The sequence below is a fragment of the Cyanobium gracile UHCC 0281 genome (assembly GCF_034931305.1).
Classification (GTDB): Bacteria; Cyanobacteriota; Cyanobacteriia; order PCC-6307; family Cyanobiaceae; genus Cyanobium; species Cyanobium gracile_A.
In genome coordinates this window covers 108,469-124,513 of sequence record NZ_JAYGHY010000002.1, presented here as the reverse complement: position 1 = coordinate 124,513, position 16,045 = coordinate 108,469, and the positions used below count along the sequence as shown (strand labels likewise).

Sequence of the window (16,045 nt, the reverse complement as noted above, 5' to 3'; positions counted from 1 at the left end):
CGGAAGGACTTGGGCTTGACCATGCCCCATTGTGCGGCTGAGAACCATTGCAGTCAAAGGGATTTGGGCAGATTTAGGAGCGGCTGTGGAGGGCTTGGGCGCTGGTCTATGCGCGACAGACTCCTAGGGGCGTCGGCGTCGGGCGGCCGCCGCGGGCCGGCGGGAAAACGCCGTCCAGGCGTCATGCTGGGGGCGATGAACGGCAACGCCGCCCCAGCCTGCTTCGATGATCGAGCCTCTGCCGGAGCTGAGCACCGCCGAACTGGAGACCTTGCTGGCCGCGCTTGATCCGCTGCTGGATGGCTTCGGCGAGGGGGGCTCCTGCCTCGACGATGCCAGCGCCTTCCTGGAACGGCTGGGCATCGGCCAGAGCGACGACGCGGAGACGACCTCGCCCCTGCTCCAGTGGCTGGAAAGCTGGCGGGCCGCCGGCGGCAACCGGACGACCCTGCGGCTGATGGTGCAGACCCTGCTGACGGGACGACAGGAGGACCTGCCGGACTGATCGGTCGGCCGGGATCAGGAGCGGCAGAGGGCATCGGCCATGCGGGCCGTCTGCACGATCGGGCCGACATCGTGCACCCGCAGCACATCGGCACCGGCGGCGATGGCCTGGCCGCAGACCGCCGCTGTGCCCCACAGGCGGGCCCGGGGGCGGGGCTCGGCCAGCACCTCGCCGATGAACCGCTTGCGGGAGGGCCCCACCAGCAGGGGAAAACCCTCCGCCCGCAACAGGGCCAGGCCCCGCAGCAGGCTGAGGTTGTGGGCGGTGGTCTTGGCGAAACCCAGCCCCGGATCCCAGAGGATCCGCTCCGGACGCACCCCCGCCGCCAGGGCCCGGTCAGTGGCGCGCAACAGCTCTTTGCGCACCTCGGCGACCACGTCGCCGTAGCGGGCCAGGGCGTCCATCGTGTGGCTGTCGCCACGGCTGTGCATCAGCACGCAGGGGCAGTCGGCGGCCGCCACCACCGTCAGCAGGGCGGGATCACGGCGGCCGGCACTGACGTCGTTGATCCAGTGGGCACCGGCCGCCAGGGCCGCTTCAGCCACCGGGGCGAGGAAGGTGTCGATCGAAAGCAGGGGACCGCCGGCCGCCGGGGGGGGCAGGGACGCCAGGATCCGCCCCAGGCCGGGCAGCACCCGGGCGATCTCCACCTCGGCACCGACCTCGGGCGCCCCTGGCCTGGTGCTCTGACCCCCAAGGTCGAGCAGGTCGGCCCCCTGGCGATGCAGCAGCCGGGCCCGCCCCACCGCGGCGTCAGGGGCCTCGAATCGGCCGCCGTCACTGAAGGAATCGGGGGTGAGGTTGAGGACCCCCATCACAAGAGTGCGATCCCCCCAGCGGAAACCGGGCGGTGTGGCCGCAGGCGGGGCGACGCCCACGGCGTTCAGGCCGGCACCGGCACCTGGTAGTTGGCGATGCGGGCGAAGCTGACCGGATCGAGGGAGGCGCCACCCACCAGCACGCCGTCGATGTCGCTCTGGGCCATCAGCATGTCGATGGTGGCGGGGTTGACCGAACCGCCGTACTGCACCACCACCTCGGGGTGGCCCACCCAGCCGCGGATCAGACCGCAGATGCGGTTGGCCTCCTCGGCGGCGCAGGTCTTGCCGGTGCCGATCGCCCAGATGGGCTCATAGGCCACGATCAGGCGCAAGGGGTCGACACCCTCCAGCCCCTGCTCCACCTGTCGGTGGATCACCCGCTCGGTTTCACGGGCTTCGCGCTGGTCGTCGCTCTCGCCGACGCACAGGATCGGAATCAGACCCGTCTTCTGGGCCGTGCGGGCCCGCAGGTTGATCTGCTCGTCGGTTTCGCTGAAGTACTTGCGCGGCTCGCTGTGGCCCACGATCGCGTGGGTGACTCCGTGCTCCAGCAACATCGGGGCGGAGATCATGCCGGTGTAGGCGCCGCTCTCCTCCCAGTGGACGTTCTGGCCGGCAATGGCGACACCGGCGCCGGCCAGGTGACGGCAAAGGGTGGGGATGGCCGTGAACGGAGGAGCTAGCACCACCTCCCTGTCATCGGGCAGATCGGCGATCAGGGGCCGGAAGCTGGCCGCAAACGCCCGCGCCTGGGCGCAGGTCATGTGCATCTTCCAGTTGCCTGCGATGACGGCCTTGCGCACGTGGTCTCCTGGCGGCGACATTCAAGCGAGGTTAAGGCGTGATGCCGCCATCGCCCCCACGGCCCAGGCGAGGGGAGAGCATCAGCACCTCGCGGCCGTCGATGGCCACCGCGTCGCCAGGGGCCAGCTGGCGTCCGCGCCGGGTCTCGATCGTGCCGTTCACGGTCACATCGCCACGCTGGATGCGCTGCTTGGCCTCGCCGCCGGTGCCGACGAGGCCCTGCCATTTGAGGAACTGATCCAGCTTCACCGTCAGGGGACGCCCGAAGAGCGCTGATAGGGTTCGTCGATGCTTGCACCCTCGCCGGCCGGCTTCCGCAGGCTCTGGCCGCTGCTGAAGCCCCATCGGCGAGCCCTGCTGCTCGGGGGGTTGTGCATGCTCGTGTTCGTGGGCTGCTGGCCCCTGCTGGCCTGGCTGGCGGGCCAGCTGATCCCGGCCATCGGCGCCGGCGATTTCACCAAGGTGCTGCGCAGCGTGGCCGCGGCTCTGGCGGTGTTCCTGGTGCAGAAGATTGCCCAGTTCGGGCAGGACACCCTGCTGGCGGGTCCGGCCCTGCGGGTCAGCCAGGAGCTGCGGCGGCAGCTGTTCGCCCGCCTGCAGCGGCTCGACTTCGGCGCCCTCGAGAAGCTCTCCGCCGGCGATCTCACCTACCGGCTCACCGAAGACGCCGACCGGGTGGGTGAGGTGATCTACAAGACGATCCAGGACACCACCCCCAGCGCCCTGCAGCTGGTGGTGGTGCTGGGCTACATGATCTGGCTCGACTGGCCCCTGGCCCTGGCCACCCTGCTGCTGGCGCCGCTGGTGGCCCTGATGGTGAGCGCCTTCGGGGCCCGGGTGATGAACGCCGCCGAGCGCAGCCAGAAGCAGGTCAGTGATCTGGCGGCCCTGCTGGGCGAGGCGATCGGCGGTCTGCCCCTGGTGCGGGCCTTCGCCGCCGAACCCTGGCTGCAGCAGCGATTCGACACCGAGATCGACCTGCACCGCCGCGCCAAGTACCGCACCCTGGAACTGCTGGCCCTGCAGCACCCGGTGGTTGGCTTCATCGAAGCGGCGGGCATCCTCTCGGTGCTGCTGATCGGGGCGGCGCGGATCAAGGCCGGCGGCCTCGACAGCCAGGGATTCAGCAGCTACGTGGCCGCCCTGCTGATGCTGATCGATCCGATCTCCCACCTCACCACCAATTTCAACGAGTTCCAGCAGGGCCAGGCCTCGCTGAAGCGGCTGCGGGCGATCGAGAACGAGCCGGTGGAACCGCCCGACCACGCCGACGCTAAGCCCCTGGGGAGCGTCTCCGGGGAGCTGCTGCTGGACGGGGTGAGCTTCGGCTACGAGGGCGGCAGCCCGGTGTTGCGCCAGCTCGATCTCCACATCCGTCCGGGCCAGGTGGTGGCCCTGGTGGGTCCCTCCGGTGCCGGCAAAAGCACCCTGTTTTCGCTGCTGCTGCGCTTCAACACCGCCCAGAGCGGCCGGGTGCTGCTCGATGGCCAGAACCTGGCCGACCTGCGGGCCCGGGACCTGCGCCGCGCCGTGGCCCTGGTGCCCCAGCAGAGCAGCGTCTTCTCCGGCACGGTGGCCGAAGCCATCGCCTTCGGGCGCCCCGCCAGCAGCGAACAGATCCGCCAGGCCGCCCGGCTGGCCAATGCGGCGGACTTCATCGAAAGCCTCCCCGGCGGCTACGACAGCCGCCTCGAGGAACGGGGCAGCAACTTCTCCGGTGGCCAGCTGCAGCGGCTGGCGATCGCCCGGGCCGTGCTGGGCAACCCGGCGGTGATGCTCCTCGACGAGGCCACCAGCGCCCTGGATGCGGAGGCCGAAGAAGCGGTGCAGCAGGGCCTGCAGCAGGCCATGGCCGGTCGCACCGTGCTGGTGATCGCCCACCGGCTGGCCACCGTGCAGGAGGCCGACCTGATCGTCGTGCTCGACGGCGGCCGCATCGTCCAGCAGGGCAGCCACGATGAGCTGATGGCCAGCGGCGGCCGCTACCGGGAGCTGTGCGAACGCCAGTTCATCCGCCTGGAGGCCTGAGTCCGCCACCTAGGCTCCTGTCCAATTGCTCCTCCCCCGTTGGAAACTCCCAGCCAGCAACCGCCCGTGCTGACCTTCGAGGGCCTGCGCTACGACCTCAACGGCCTGCCGGAGGACGTCAAGGAACTGGTGCGAGGGATGCAGGTGGCCGATGCCCAGCTGCGCATGCATGAAGACACCCTGAAGGTGCTGGCCGTGGGCCGCCAGGCGATGGCCAGCCAGCTCAACGACAAGCTGAAAACGATCACGCCACTGCCCTGACCCAGGGCAGGCCGGGCCTCAGCCCACCACCTCCTTGGCCTGCTTCAGCAGCTCCTCCGGCAGGGTCACACCGATGGCCGCCGCGGTGGCTCTGTTCAGGAGCATCTCGGTTTTGGTGAGGGGCTCAAAGGCCATGGTGGCGGGGGATTCCCCCTTGAGCACCCGCACCGCCAGCTTGCCGGCGGCAACACCATCGTCGAAGTAGGACCACCCGACCGTGGCCAGGCAGCCCGGCAGCTTGATGTCGTCGGCATCCACCGAATACACGGGAATTTTCTTCTCGAGACCCACCTTGGCAATCGAGCCGAACCCCTGGATGGTGGCGTAGTCCCCGATCTTCACGAAGGCGTCCACCTGCTTCTGGGCCAGCACCTGGGCGGCCTGCAGAACCTCACCGGAGTTGGCCACCGACTGCTCCACCACGGTGATGTCGCGCTTGGCCGCCTCCGCCCTGAGCACCTTGGCCTCGTACTCCGAGTTGGGCTCGCCGGGGTTGAAGATCAGGCCGACGCGGCTGAGTTTGGGGTCAATCTGGCGCGCCAGATCGAGTTCCTTGCCAACAGGATTGGTGCCGATCGTGCCCACCACGTTGGGGCGGTGCTGGCCGACGCCTCCGGGCGGTGTCCCCGCCCCGGCCCCCCAGGGGTTGGAGCAGTAGCAGAAGATCACCGGCGTGGTCTCGGGTGCCACCTTCATGGCGGCCTGCAGCGGCGGCGTTCCCACCGCCAGGATCATGTCCACCCCGTCGCCCACGAACTGCTTCATGACCAAGGTGGTGTTGGCCAGTTCGCCGGCGGCGTCCTTCTGAATCAGGTTGACCGTCTTGCCGGGGATGTAGCCGGCGGCGGCCAGGGCCGCTTCGAAGCCCTTGCGGGTGTTGTTCGGTGGCGGAGCGTCCACCATCTGGAGCAGACCGATGGTGGGCCCCTTCACCCGGGTGCCGCCCCCCAGTTTTCCGCAGGCGGACAACACCAGCGTGCCCAGCGCCCCCACCCCCACCAGGCTCAGGAATTCACGGCGCTGGAGACCCATCATGGACGGTGCAAGGGGCCTCTTTCACTGTGGCGGCGCCATACATCGCCCGCAAGGACGGCGGATCGAGAGCTTCACGTTCTGCAGCGCTCCAGTCACCGATGGGGCGGCCGTCGTGCAGCATCACCAGCCGATCGCCGTGGCCCAGGGCCTGCTCGAGGCTGTGGGTCACCATCAGGGCCGTGGTGCCGAGCTGGCGGATCAGCCGGTTGGTGAGCTCAATCACCGTGGCCTCGGCGCGGGGATCGAGGGCGGCGGTGTGCTCATCGAGCAGCAGCAGATCGGGCGACCCCAGGGTGGCCATCACCAGGCTGAGGGTCTGGCGCTGGCCGCCGGAGAGCTGGCCCACCGGCTCATCCAGGCGATCCGCCAGGGGCAGGCCCAGGTCGCCCAGCAGCTCGCGGTAGCGCCGCCGATCGGCTCCATCGGGATGCAGGCCGCCCAGGGCCCCCAGCAGCGCCCCGCCGGCAAGAAAGGCCGGCCGATGGCGCCGCTCAGCCAGGCGCAGATTTTCGGCCACCGTCAGTCCCGGACAGGTGCCCTCCAGGGGGTTCTGCATCACCCGGCCAATCCAGCGGGCCCGCTGGTGATCCCGCAGGCGATGCAGGGGGCGGCCTCCCAGATGAATCCGGCCGCTGGCGGCGGGCAGGGTGCCAGCCACCAGGTTGAGCAGGGTCGACTTGCCCGACCCGTTGCTGCCGATCAGCACCAGAAACTGTCCCCGGGGACAGGTGAGCGAAAAGGAGCGGAACAACTGCCGCCAGCCCGAGCCCGGCAGCGTATGGCCCCAGCTGAGGTCCTCGACGCTGAGTCCAGGAGCGGAAAGACCCGGGGCCATGGGGTTCATTGCTCCAACCTGCCGTGGTCGGAGAGCCCGGGGATCCGCAGCCGGCCGAAGGCCAGGGCGACAAGCAGCAGCAAGGCCGTGGCCAGCTTGAGGTCCACCGGCTCCAGACCCAGCTGCAGGGCGATGGCGATCATGGTGCGGAACAGGATCGCCCCCAGCGCCACCGCCAGCAGGGCCCAGGGCACGGAGCGGGGCCGCAGCACCGATTCGCCGATGATCACCATGCCCAGGCCGAGGATCAGGGAGCCGATGCCCATGGTCACGTCGGCGAAGCCCTGGTACAGGGCCACCAGGGCGCCGGCCAGGGCCACCAGACCGTTGGCGGCGGCGATGCCCACGGTGAGTCCCCGGCGCTGGTTGATGCCGTTGGCGCGGGCCATGGTGGGGTTGTCGCCCAGGGCCCGCAGGGCCAATCCGACATCGGTGGCCATCAGCAGGCTGATCAGCAGGATCAGGCCCAGCATCGCCAGGGTGAGCCCCACGGCCCAACGGCCATCCAGCCCCAGGCCAAGGTCCGGCAGGGCCTGGATCCCCGCCGGGGTCTCCGGCAGGGGAATGTTGGAGCGCCCCATCAGGCGCAGGGTGATCGAGTAGAGGCCGGTGGTGGTCAGGATGCCGGCAAACAGATCGTTCACCCCCAGTCGGGTGTGGATCAGGCCGGTGACCAGCCCCGCCAGGCAGCCGAACAGGATCGCCAGACCCAGGGCCAGGGGCACCGGTGTGCCCTGGCTGATCAGCATCGCCGCCGTGCCGCCCCCCAGGGCGAAGGAACCGTCAACGGTGAGGTCCGGGAAGTTGAGGACGCGCAGGGTCAGGTAGGTGCCCAGGGCCAGGCCGGCATAGGCCAGGCCCTGGTCGTAGGCGCCGAGCCAGAGGGAGAGCATCGGCGCATTGTGGCCGTTGCCCGCCCTTAACCCAAGGGGGCGAGATCCTCGAAGCGAAACACCTGGCGGCCGGCAGGCGTGTCGCCGTGGGCGTCCGTCTCCACCACCCGCTCGCTCAACACCCAGGGGCCCACGCCCGCCAGGGGTACAAAGGTGTCCGTGAAGCGGCTGGTGCCGCCTCGGGCCTCACCGGTGGCGGGGTCGCTGTAGCGGCTGGTGTAGCTGTGGCTCAGGTAGCCGCTGCCGGTGTCGGTGGTGCTTTCGGTGAAGATCGTCACCACGGTGCCGTGGATGTGGCGGTGCACCATCGTCACCACGTTGTCCTTGATGCGGTAGCGGTCGCCTTCGGCCTTGCCGCCCATGATCACCTCAGTGCCCACCGCATCGGTGTCGCCGGCGGTGAAGGTGTTGGCGCCGTGGGTCTGGTCAAAAGGGCGGCGCACCCGGTGGATCGCCACTTCCCACAGCTGGGAGGCGACGGCCTTGTGCACCTCTTCATCGGCGATGCCCTCCACCACCGCCTTGAGGTCGGCGCCCACCTGGAAGGTGCCTTCGAGGCACCGGTCGTCCTGCTCCCAGACGCAGCGGCCGCCATAGCCGCCAAAACCCGGCTCCCAGGTGTAGCGGTTTTCATAAGCGGCGCGGAAGACGTCGCGCAGGTCGGTGCCGGGGGCGACGGGCTGGGCGGCCAGGGTGCTGGTCACGGGGGAAAGGGACGATCGGGCGATCACCCTACCCAGGGTGGGTGGATGTCCTGCAGGGCGGCCACCTCCACCTGCTGCTGCTGCTGCAGGGCGGCGATGGCCTCCACCGCGGCCCTCGCCGCCGCCATCGTCGTGACCGTCGGCACCGCGTAGTCGAGGGCCGCCAGGCGCAGATAGCGGTCGTCGTGGGCGGCCTGGCGCCCCACCGGCGTGTTCACGACCAGCTGCACCAGTCCAGAGCGGATCGCATCCTCGATGTTGGGGCGGCCCTCATGCACCTTGAGCACGGGTTCCACCGCCAGACCCGCTTCGGCCAGCATCGCCGCGGTTCCGGCGGTGGCGGTGAGAGCGAAGCCCGCCGCCAGAAGATTCCGGGCCACCGGCACCAGGGCGGGCTTGTCGCGGTCGTGGGTGGAGAGGAACACGGTGCCGGCGGTGGGCAGAGGTTCGCCGGCGGCCAGTTCGGCCTTGGCGTAGGCCAGGCCGAAGCTGGCGGCGATCCCCATCACCTCGCCGGTGGAGCGCATCTCCGGGCCCAGCAGGGTGTCGGCGCCCGGGAAGCGCTTGAAGGGCAGCACCGCCTCCTTCACGGTCTGGCGGGGCGGCTGGGGCTCGGCCAGCAGGCCCAGCTCCGCTAGGGTGCGGCCGGCCATCAGCTGGCTGGCGATCTTGGCCAGGGGCACGCCGGTGGCCTTGGCCACGAACGGGACGGTGCGCGAGGCCCTTGGGTTGGCTTCGATGATGAACACGGTTTCGTTGCCGGCACCATCGTTCTGCACCGCGAACTGCAGGTTGATCAGGCCGCGCACCTCCAGGGCCAGGGCCAGGTCCGAGCTCCAGCGGCGGATCGTGGCCAGGGCCTCGGGCCCCAGGGACACCGACGGCAGGGCGCAGGCGGAATCGCCCGAGTGGATCCCGGCCGGTTCGATGTGCTCCATCAGGCCGCCGATCACCACCGTTCCTTCCCGGTCGCAGAGGGCATCGACGTCCACCTCGATGGCGTTCTCCAGGTACTGGTCGATCAGCACCGGGTGGTCGGGTTCCACCTGCACGGCTTCCACCATGTAGCGGTTGAGCTCCTCCTCGTCGAAGACCACCTCCATGGCGCGGCCGCCGAGCACATAGCTGGGACGCACCACCACGGGATAGCCCACGGCCGCCGCCACCGCCCGGGCTTCCCCGTCGTTGCGGGCCAGGCCATTGCGGGGCTGGCGGATCTCCAGGCGCCGCAGGATCGCCTCGAACTGCTCCCGGTCCTCCGCCAGGTCGATCGATTCCGGTGAGGTGCCCCAGAGGCGGGTGCCGGTGGCGCGGCCCTCCTCGCTCGCCAGCCAGCGCAGCAGGGGCAACGCCAGCTTCAGGGGCGTCTGGCCGCCGAACTGGACGATCACCCCCTCGGGCTTCTCCGCCTCGATGACGTTGAGCACATCTTCGAGGGTGAGGGGCTCGAAGTAGAGGCGATCGCTGGTGTCGTAGTCGGTGGAGACGGTTTCCGGGTTGCTGTTGACCATCACGGTGGCGAAGCCAGCCCCGCGCAGGGCAAAGGAGGCGTGGCAGCAGCAGTAGTCGAACTCGATGCCCTGGCCGATGCGGTTGGGCCCACCACCCAGAATCATCACCTTGCGGCGGGTCTCGGGGGTCACCTCGTCCTCGGGGGCGAGGACGGTGAGGGAACCGTCGGCCTCGAGCCGCTCGAGGGGACGCTCGTAGGTGGCGTAGTGGTACGGCGTCGAGGAGGCGAACTCGGCGGCGCAGGTGTCGACGGTCTTGAAGACAGCCCGCACCCCCAGGGCCTGGCGCCGGCGCCGCACGGCGAGCTCGTCTCTGCCGGTGGCCCAGGCGATCTGCCGGTCGGAGAAGCCGGTCTGCTTGAGCTCCAGGACGTCGCCGGCGTCGATGGCCTCCAGGGAACGTCCCTTCAGCAGGGTGGTTTCCACCGCCAGGATGCGGCGCAGCTTGGCCAGGAACCAGGGATCGATGGCACTGAGCCGGTGAATCTCGTCGTCGCTGCGGCCAGCCACCATGGCGGCGCGCACCGCATGGATCCGGTCGGGGGAGGGAATGCGCAGCTGGCGCTCCAGGTCAGCCGGATCCAGGGGATGGTCGGGGCGGTCGCAGCCCCAGCCGGCATGGCCCGTTTCCAGGGAACGCAGGGCCTTCTGGAAGGACTCCTCGAAACTGCGGCCGATGGCCATGGCTTCCCCCACCGACTTCATCGAGGTGGTGAGCACCGCCGGCGAGCCACGGAACTTCTCGAAGGCGAAGCGGGGGATCTTGGTGACGACGTAATCGATCGTCGGCTCGAAGCAGGCCGGCGTGGCCCCGGTGATGTCGTTGACGATCTCGTCGAGGGTGTAGCCCACCGCCAGCCGGGCGGCGATCTTGGCGATCGGGAAGCCCGTGGCCTTGCTGGCCAGGGCCGAGCTGCGGCTGACGCGGGGGTTCATCTCGATCACCACCACGTCGCCGTTGGCGGGGTTGATGGCGAACTGGATGTTGCTGCCGCCGGTGTCCACACCGATCTCGCGGATGATGGCGATCGACTGGTCGCGCAGGCGCTGGTATTCCCGGTCGGTGAGCGTCTGGGCCGGGGCGACGGTGATCGAGTCACCGGTGTGGACCCCCATCGGATCGAGGTTCTCGATCGAGCAGACGATCACCACGTTGTCGGCGGTGTCACGCATCACCTCAAGCTCGAACTCCTTCCAGCCGAGCAGCGACTTCTCGATCAGGATCTGGGAGACGGGGCTGGCCTCCAGGCCGCTCTTGCAGAAAGCCTGGAATTCTTCGGGGTTGTAGGCGATGCCGCCGCCGGATCCCCCCAGGGTGAAGGCGGGGCGGATGATGCGCGGATAGGTGCCAATGTCCTCGCCGACGCGGATGGCCTCCTCCAGGTCGTTGGCGATCCCCGACGGGCAGACGGCCACGCCGATGCGGGCCATCGCCTCCTTGAACAGCAAGCGATCTTCCGCCTTGCGGATCGCCGCGAGGTCGGCGCCGATCAGTTCGACGCCGTAGGCGGCCAGGGTGCCGTTCTCGGCCAGGGCGACGGCAAGATTGAGGGCGGTCTGGCCCCCCATGGTGGGCAGGAGGGCATCGGGGCGTTCCACCTCGATCACCCGGGCCACCACCTCAGGGGTCAGGGGCTCGATGTAGGTGCGATCCGCCAGGTCCGGGTCGGTCATGATCGAAGCCGGGTTGGAATTCACCAGCACCACCTCGTAGCCCTCGGCCCGCAGGGCCTTGCAGGCCTGGGTGCCGGAATAGTCGAACTCGCAGGCCTGACCGATCACGATCGGTCCCGACCCCAGCAGCAGGATGCGCCTCAGATCCGTGCGGCGGGGCATAGGGCGTGGTCGGGCAAACCCGCCCAGCCTCTCACGGTCGCCGTCCCGACCGGCCTGCGTGGCCCTCTGGCACCGCAGGCAATCGCTAATCTGACGAGAGACCAATGCCCGAGACGCCGCCGATGAGCGAACTCCAGCGCCTGAAGGGGTTGCTGCCCCCTGAGATGCAGAGCTGGGTGTTCGTGGAAGCGGCCGCCTCCGTCGATCCGCCCCTGGTGACGATCGAAGAGATCGGCCGTGACGAAGTGGAGATCCAGGTGGATCTCGAGAAATGGGATGGATTGGCCCTCGACCACCGCAACCTGCTCTTCTGGCACGAGGTGGGCCGCATCCAGAACGACGCGATCCCCCGGGATGGCTGGGAGATGGCGGCGCTGGCCATCGGCCTGGGTGGCGCTATTGGCGAACTCTGGGTGCAGGACGGACTGCTGCTGGTGATGGCCCTCGGTCTGTCGGGCTTCGCCGGCTACCGCCTCTATCTGAAGAACAACTCGGAAAAGCGTCTGCAGGACGCGATCCTGGCCGACGAGCGGGCCATCGACCTGGCCTGTCGCTTCGGCTACAGCTTGCCCAATGCCTATAAAAGCCTGGGGGGAGCCCTCAAGGAGCTGGTCGAACAGACCCGCAAGAAGCGGCGCCGCACCTTCTACGAAGACCGCCTTGAGGCCCTACGCAAGAGTGCAGGCAAGGCCCGTGCCGAAATGGCCCAGCAACAGGGCTCCCGCCAGTCGGTCACCAGTGAGAACGTCTATGGATAGTCGCGACCTCGCCCTGCTCGCCGCCGAGGCCTGCGACGACCGCAAGGCGGTCGATATCCGCCTGATCCGTGTCGATGAGGTGTCGTCCCTGGCCGACTGGTTCGTGATCTGCAGCGGTCTCAGCGACGTGCAGGTCCGGGCCATCGCCCGCTCGGTGGAAGACCGGCTCGAAACCGACGCGGCCCGCCTGCCCCTGCGGCGGGAGGGCCAGAGCGAAGGCCGCTGGGTGCTGCTCGACTACGGCGAACTGATCGTTCATGTGCTCACCCCCCAGGAACGCAGCTACTACGACCTTGAATCGTTCTGGGGCCATGGCGAGCAGGAGCGCTTCGTCCCCGCTCCGATCGAGGTGAGCGGCGCCAGCCAGGTCGGCGGCTGAGGGGAGGGCAGATGGCCGCCGGCATTCCCAGCCTGCCCAGCCAGGACACCCCCTGTCCGGTGCCCCCGGCCCAGCGTCCCCTGCAGGAGTACGACCAGCTCAGCCGCTCCTGGTTCTTTCGCTGGCCCGCCACTGGACCCAAAGGCCTCTGGCGCCCCTTGGGACTGACCTGGCTGCTGTCCCTCCCCCTGGCGCTGCTGGTGGCGGGGGGAAGCATCCCCCTGCGCCACGATCCGCCCCGCCTGGTGATCGCCGCCGGGGCCGCCGCCGTCCTGCTGCCGCTGTTCCTGCTGCTGCGCCAATGGCTCGGCTGGACCTACGTGCAGAAGCGGCTGGTCTCGGAGAGGGTGGAGTACGAGGAATCGGGCTGGTACGACGGCCAGGTGTGGGAGAAGCCGATCACCTGGCGCCAGCAGGATCTGCTGGTGGCCCGCCACCAGGTGCAACCGGTGCTGGCCCGCCTGCGCCAGGCCATCGCCGTGGCCATTGCCCTGATGCTGTTCGGGACGGGGCTCTGCCAGGCTCTCTGAGGTCGGCTTCCCCGGACGTTCTCTCACCACCATGACCCTGTCCTCCAGCTTCGCCGGCCCGGGCCGCCCCGGCATTCCGCCGCTGGAGGTTCGCCTGCTGCGCAACGGCATCGTCGAATCGCGGCACCGGGTGCATGCGGTGGTCTGCGACCAGCGGGGCCGGGTGTTGATGCGCGCCGGCGACCCCCAGCAGCTGAGCTTCGTGCGCTCGGCCCTCAAGCCCTTCCAGGCCACCGTCTTCGTGGGTAGCGGTGCCGCTGATCGGATGGCGGCGGGGGAGCGGGGCCTGGCGATCGCCTGCGCCTCCCATGCCGGCACCGCCCAGCAGGCTCGGGAGGCGTTCAAGCTGCTCTGGGGGGCCGAGCTCGACACCGAAGACCTGCAGTGCCCGACCCCCGCCGGGGGCAGCAGCCCGCTGCAGCACAACTGCTCCGGCAAGCACGCGGCCTTCCTGGCCGCCTGCCGGCAGATGCACTGGCCCCTCGAGAGCTATCTGCAGAGCGACCATCCCCTGCAGCAGGCGGTGGTCAAGCGGGTCGGGGAACTGCTGGGGCTGCCGGGCGCCGAACTGATCAGCGCCCGGGACGACTGCGGCGCCCCGACCCTGCAATTGCAGCTGGCCCAGATGGCCCTGTTGTTTGCCCATCTCGGTGGCGGGGAGCAGGCCGACCTGGAGCGGCTCAGCCGGGCGATGCTTGCCCACCCCGAACTGATCGCCGGCGAAGGGGAGTTCGACACCGAAGTGATGCGCCTGGGTCACGGCCAGGTGCTCAGCAAAGGAGGGGCGGAGGGCATCCAGTGCCTCAGCCGGGTCGGGGAAGGGATGGGGGTCGCCATCAAGGTCGACGACGGGGCCAGACGGGCCAAGCAGGCCGTGGCCCTGCACCTGCTGGAACAGCTGGAATGGCTCACCCCCACCACCCTGGTGGACCTGCGCCAGCGCTACCTCGCCCCCGCCGACCACCTGCGCCTGGAGGTGATCGGCGAGCTCCGTTTCGATGGTGCCCGCCCCTGAGGGGCCCTGCCCCCATCAGCCGATCCGGGGGCGGGCGCATCGGCTGATACGATCTGTTGGTGCGACGCGGGGTAGAGCAGTCTGGTAGCTCGTCGGGCTCATAACCCGAAGGTCAGGAGTTCAAATCTCCTCCCCGCCACCAACTCAGAAGTCCCCCGAGGACTTCATCCAACAACCCTCCAGCCATCGGCTGGGGGGTTGTTGTTTGATGGCCATCACCCACACGGACCCTGCGGTTCAGAGAGCCCGACCGGCAAGCTGACACCAACCAGCGGCCACAACCATCGGGGGCCCTTGCACCGGCCAGCGGCCGCTCCTGCATGATGCCGGGACCGGTTCTCCTGCCGATGTCCGTCGCCCCATCCCCCACCACCGGCAGCGCGGTTCCCTGGGACGCTGTGGTGGTGGGGGCGGGGGCCAACGGATCGGTGGCCGCCATGGTGTTGGCGGAAGCAGGGCTGCGGGTGCTGGTGCTCGAGGCGGGGCCGGAGCTGTCGGCACGGCGGGCCCTGGGCAGCGAGCCACTCAACAGCCTGCGTCGCCTCGCCCATCTCAGCAGCGGCCGCCAGCGCCTGCAGCGGCACCATCCGGGGTTCTGGAAACACAACCCCGAGCTGTTCGTCGACGAGCGCCAGAACCCCTACAGCACGCCGCCGGACGCCCCCTTCCTCTGGACCCGGGGGCGCCAGGTGGGTGGCAAGAGCCTCACCTGGGGGGGCATCACCCTGCGCCTGTCGGAGGCGGAGTTCCAGGCGGCCCGGCGGGATGGCCATGGGCCCGCCTGGCCGATCGGCAGCGCCGAGCTGGCGCCCTTCTACGACCGCCTGGAAACCCTGCTGGGGGTCCACGGCCAGCGGGATGGCCTGAGCCAGCTGCCGGACGGCCAGTTCCTGCCGCCGCTGCCATTCACGCCGGGGGAGAAACATCTGCAGGGGGCGATCGCCCGAGACCTGGGACTGCCCCTGATCCATTCCCGCGGCTTCCGCCTGCACACACCCACCCCGGCGACCCCCTGGCCCCCCTCCAGCGCCCAGGGCCTCAGCCTGGCCCGGGCCCTGGCCACGGGTCGGGTGCAGCTGCGCAGCGGGGCGGTGGTGAGCCATCTGGAGATGGCGACCGGGGGAGGCCTGGCCGAGGCGGTGGTGCTGGTGGAGGCGGCAAGCGGCCGGCGGGAGCGGGTCGCCGCCCCCTTGATCGTGCTCTGCGCCTCGACGATTGAAACCGTGCGTCTGTTGCTGCATTCCAGCGACGCCATCCGACGCGGCGGCCTCAGCGACCCCTCCGGCAGCCTGGGCCGCTTCCTGATGGACCACATCTCCACCAGCCGGTTCTTCTCGATCCCGTCGATCGCCCCGCCGACCGAACCCGCCGAGCTCTCCGGTGCCGGGAGTTGCTTCATCCCCAACACGGTCAATCTGGACGAGCGCAGCGCGGAGGAGGGATTTCTGCGCGGCTATGGGATCTGGGCGGCCCTGCAGCGCTTCGATCCCCCCGCCCTGCTCAGGCGCTGCCCCGGGGAGGCGGTGGGGTTCCTGATCGGCCATGGGGAGGTGATGCCCCGGGCGGACAACCGGGTGAGCCTCGATTGCAAGCGCACCGATGCCTGGGACCTGCCCATCCCCCACATCGACTGCCGCTGGGGCACCAACGAGCGGGCGATGGTGGCCCACATGCAGGGGCGCATGGAGGCGGTGGTGGCCTCGGCGGGGGGCCGCATCCGTCCCATCGAGGAGCTGTTCGTCCTGCCCCTGCTGGAGCCCCTGATCCGCAACAGCCTGGCGGTGCGCCCCGAAGCGCGGCCTCCCGGGTACTACATCCATGAACTGGGCGGGGCCCGCATGGCCGGCAGCCCGGAGGCGGGCGTGGTCGATGCCTGGAACCGCTGCTGGGGGGCCCCCAACGTGCTGGTGACCGATGGGGCCTGCTGGCCCAGCGCCGGCTGGCAGAGCCCCACCCTCACCGAGATGGCAATCACCTGGCGCGCTTGCGCCGCCGCCGCGGATCGGATGCGGCGGGGCTGAGCGCGCCGGTCAGGGAGCCGTCACAAGAGGGGCAAGGTGGTGTCAATCACCACAGTCTTCCCAGCGCAGCCTGCGCACAATGACGGAGCGACCTCCAAAGGGTCGGGCA

16 protein-coding genes and 1 tRNA gene are annotated in these 16,045 nt (G+C 69.7%); 9 read left to right on the top strand and 8 right to left on the bottom strand.

What is annotated here, in order from left to right:
• Positions 1-226: 226 nt before the first annotated feature.
• Positions 227-505 carry a hypothetical protein gene (locus tag VB739_RS01340; protein WP_323355343.1) on the top strand — a complete coding sequence of 93 codons (279 nt, stop codon included), beginning with the start codon at positions 227-229 and terminating at the stop codon, positions 503-505.
• Positions 506-519: 14 nt separating this feature from the next.
• Here the strand turns inward: VB739_RS01340 and folP are convergent, their stop codons facing one another.
• From folP to VB739_RS01325, 3 genes are all read right to left on the bottom strand, one after another.
• Complete coding sequence (folP, locus tag VB739_RS01335) at positions 520-1,320, bottom strand: dihydropteroate synthase (protein ID WP_323355348.1); 801 nt, start codon at positions 1,318-1,320, stop codon at positions 520-522.
• A gap of 68 nt (positions 1,321-1,388) precedes the next feature.
• Complete coding sequence (gene tpiA, locus VB739_RS01330; RefSeq protein ID WP_323355342.1) at positions 1,389-2,150, bottom strand: triose-phosphate isomerase; 762 nt, start codon at positions 2,148-2,150, stop codon at positions 1,389-1,391.
• A 10-nt stretch (positions 2,151-2,160) separates the two neighbouring features.
• On the bottom strand, positions 2,161-2,379 hold the full coding sequence (locus tag VB739_RS01325) for an RNA-binding S4 domain-containing protein (RefSeq protein WP_254992042.1): 219 nt from the start codon (positions 2,377-2,379) through the stop codon (positions 2,161-2,163).
• Positions 2,380-2,418: 39 nt separating this feature from the next.
• On the opposite strand from VB739_RS01325, the gene VB739_RS01320 reads away from it, so the two are divergent.
• Together VB739_RS01320 and VB739_RS01315 are read left to right on the top strand one after the other, a co-directional pair.
• On the top strand, positions 2,419-4,158 hold the full coding sequence (locus tag VB739_RS01320) for an ABC transporter ATP-binding protein (protein WP_323355341.1): 1,740 nt from the start codon (positions 2,419-2,421) through the stop codon (positions 4,156-4,158).
• Positions 4,159-4,197: 39 nt separating this feature from the next.
• Positions 4,198-4,419 (top strand): DUF6447 family protein, encoded by a 222-nt coding sequence (locus VB739_RS01315; RefSeq protein ID WP_323355340.1) that lies wholly within the window; start codon positions 4,198-4,200, stop codon positions 4,417-4,419.
• Between the two features lie 18 nt (positions 4,420-4,437).
• Here VB739_RS01315 and VB739_RS01310 read toward each other — a convergent pair whose 3' ends face one another.
• The 5 genes from VB739_RS01310 to carB are packed head-to-tail and all read right to left on the bottom strand — an operon-like array spanning position 4,438 to position 11,233.
• Entirely contained in the window at positions 4,438-5,454 is a 1,017-nt protein-coding gene (locus VB739_RS01310; RefSeq protein WP_323355339.1) for an ABC transporter substrate-binding protein, read from the bottom strand.
• Positions 5,432-6,289 (bottom strand): ABC transporter ATP-binding protein, encoded by an 858-nt coding sequence (locus VB739_RS01305; RefSeq protein ID WP_323355338.1) that lies wholly within the window; start codon positions 6,287-6,289, stop codon positions 5,432-5,434. Before VB739_RS01305 ends, VB739_RS01310 begins: the two co-directional genes overlap by 23 nt.
• 5 nt (positions 6,290-6,294) lie before the next feature.
• Positions 6,295-7,182: an ABC transporter permease gene (locus VB739_RS01300; RefSeq protein ID WP_323355337.1), complete on the bottom strand. Its 888-nt coding sequence runs from the start codon at positions 7,180-7,182 to the stop codon at positions 6,295-6,297.
• Positions 7,183-7,208: 26 nt separating this feature from the next.
• Positions 7,209-7,886 carry a DUF3386 domain-containing protein gene (locus VB739_RS01295; RefSeq protein ID WP_323355336.1) on the bottom strand — a complete coding sequence of 226 codons (678 nt, stop codon included), beginning with the start codon at positions 7,884-7,886 and terminating at the stop codon, positions 7,209-7,211.
• A 23-nt stretch (positions 7,887-7,909) separates the two neighbouring features.
• The gene (gene carB / locus VB739_RS01290) at positions 7,910-11,233 is read right to left on the bottom strand and encodes a carbamoyl-phosphate synthase large subunit (RefSeq protein WP_323355335.1); all 3,324 of its coding nucleotides are present in this window, start codon (positions 11,231-11,233) and stop codon (positions 7,910-7,912) included.
• 122 nt (positions 11,234-11,355) lie between these two features.
• On the opposite strand from carB, the gene VB739_RS01285 reads away from it, so the two are divergent.
• The 6 genes from VB739_RS01285 (at position 11,356) to VB739_RS01260 (ending at position 15,936) form a co-directional block, all read left to right on the top strand.
• Positions 11,356-11,991, top strand: coding sequence for a DUF3318 domain-containing protein (locus tag VB739_RS01285; protein WP_254945847.1), 636 nt, complete (start codon positions 11,356-11,358; stop codon positions 11,989-11,991).
• Positions 11,984-12,370 carry a ribosome silencing factor gene (rsfS, locus tag VB739_RS01280; protein ID WP_323355334.1) on the top strand — a complete coding sequence of 129 codons (387 nt, stop codon included), beginning with the start codon at positions 11,984-11,986 and terminating at the stop codon, positions 12,368-12,370. Before VB739_RS01285 ends, rsfS begins: the two co-directional genes overlap by 8 nt.
• Positions 12,371-12,381: 11 nt before the next feature.
• Positions 12,382-12,900, top strand: coding sequence for a CGLD27 family protein (locus VB739_RS01275; RefSeq protein WP_323355333.1), 519 nt, complete (start codon positions 12,382-12,384; stop codon positions 12,898-12,900).
• Positions 12,901-12,931: 31 nt separating this feature from the next.
• A complete protein-coding gene (locus VB739_RS01270; protein ID WP_323355332.1) occupies positions 12,932-13,915 on the top strand; it encodes an asparaginase in 984 nt (327 codons plus the stop codon).
• Positions 13,916-13,980: 65 nt separating this feature from the next.
• A tRNA-Met gene (locus VB739_RS01265) sits at positions 13,981-14,057 on the top strand.
• A 205-nt stretch (positions 14,058-14,262) separates the two neighbouring features.
• A complete protein-coding gene (locus VB739_RS01260; protein WP_323355331.1) occupies positions 14,263-15,936 on the top strand; it encodes a GMC family oxidoreductase in 1,674 nt (557 codons plus the stop codon).
• Positions 15,937-16,045 lie beyond the last annotated feature (109 nt).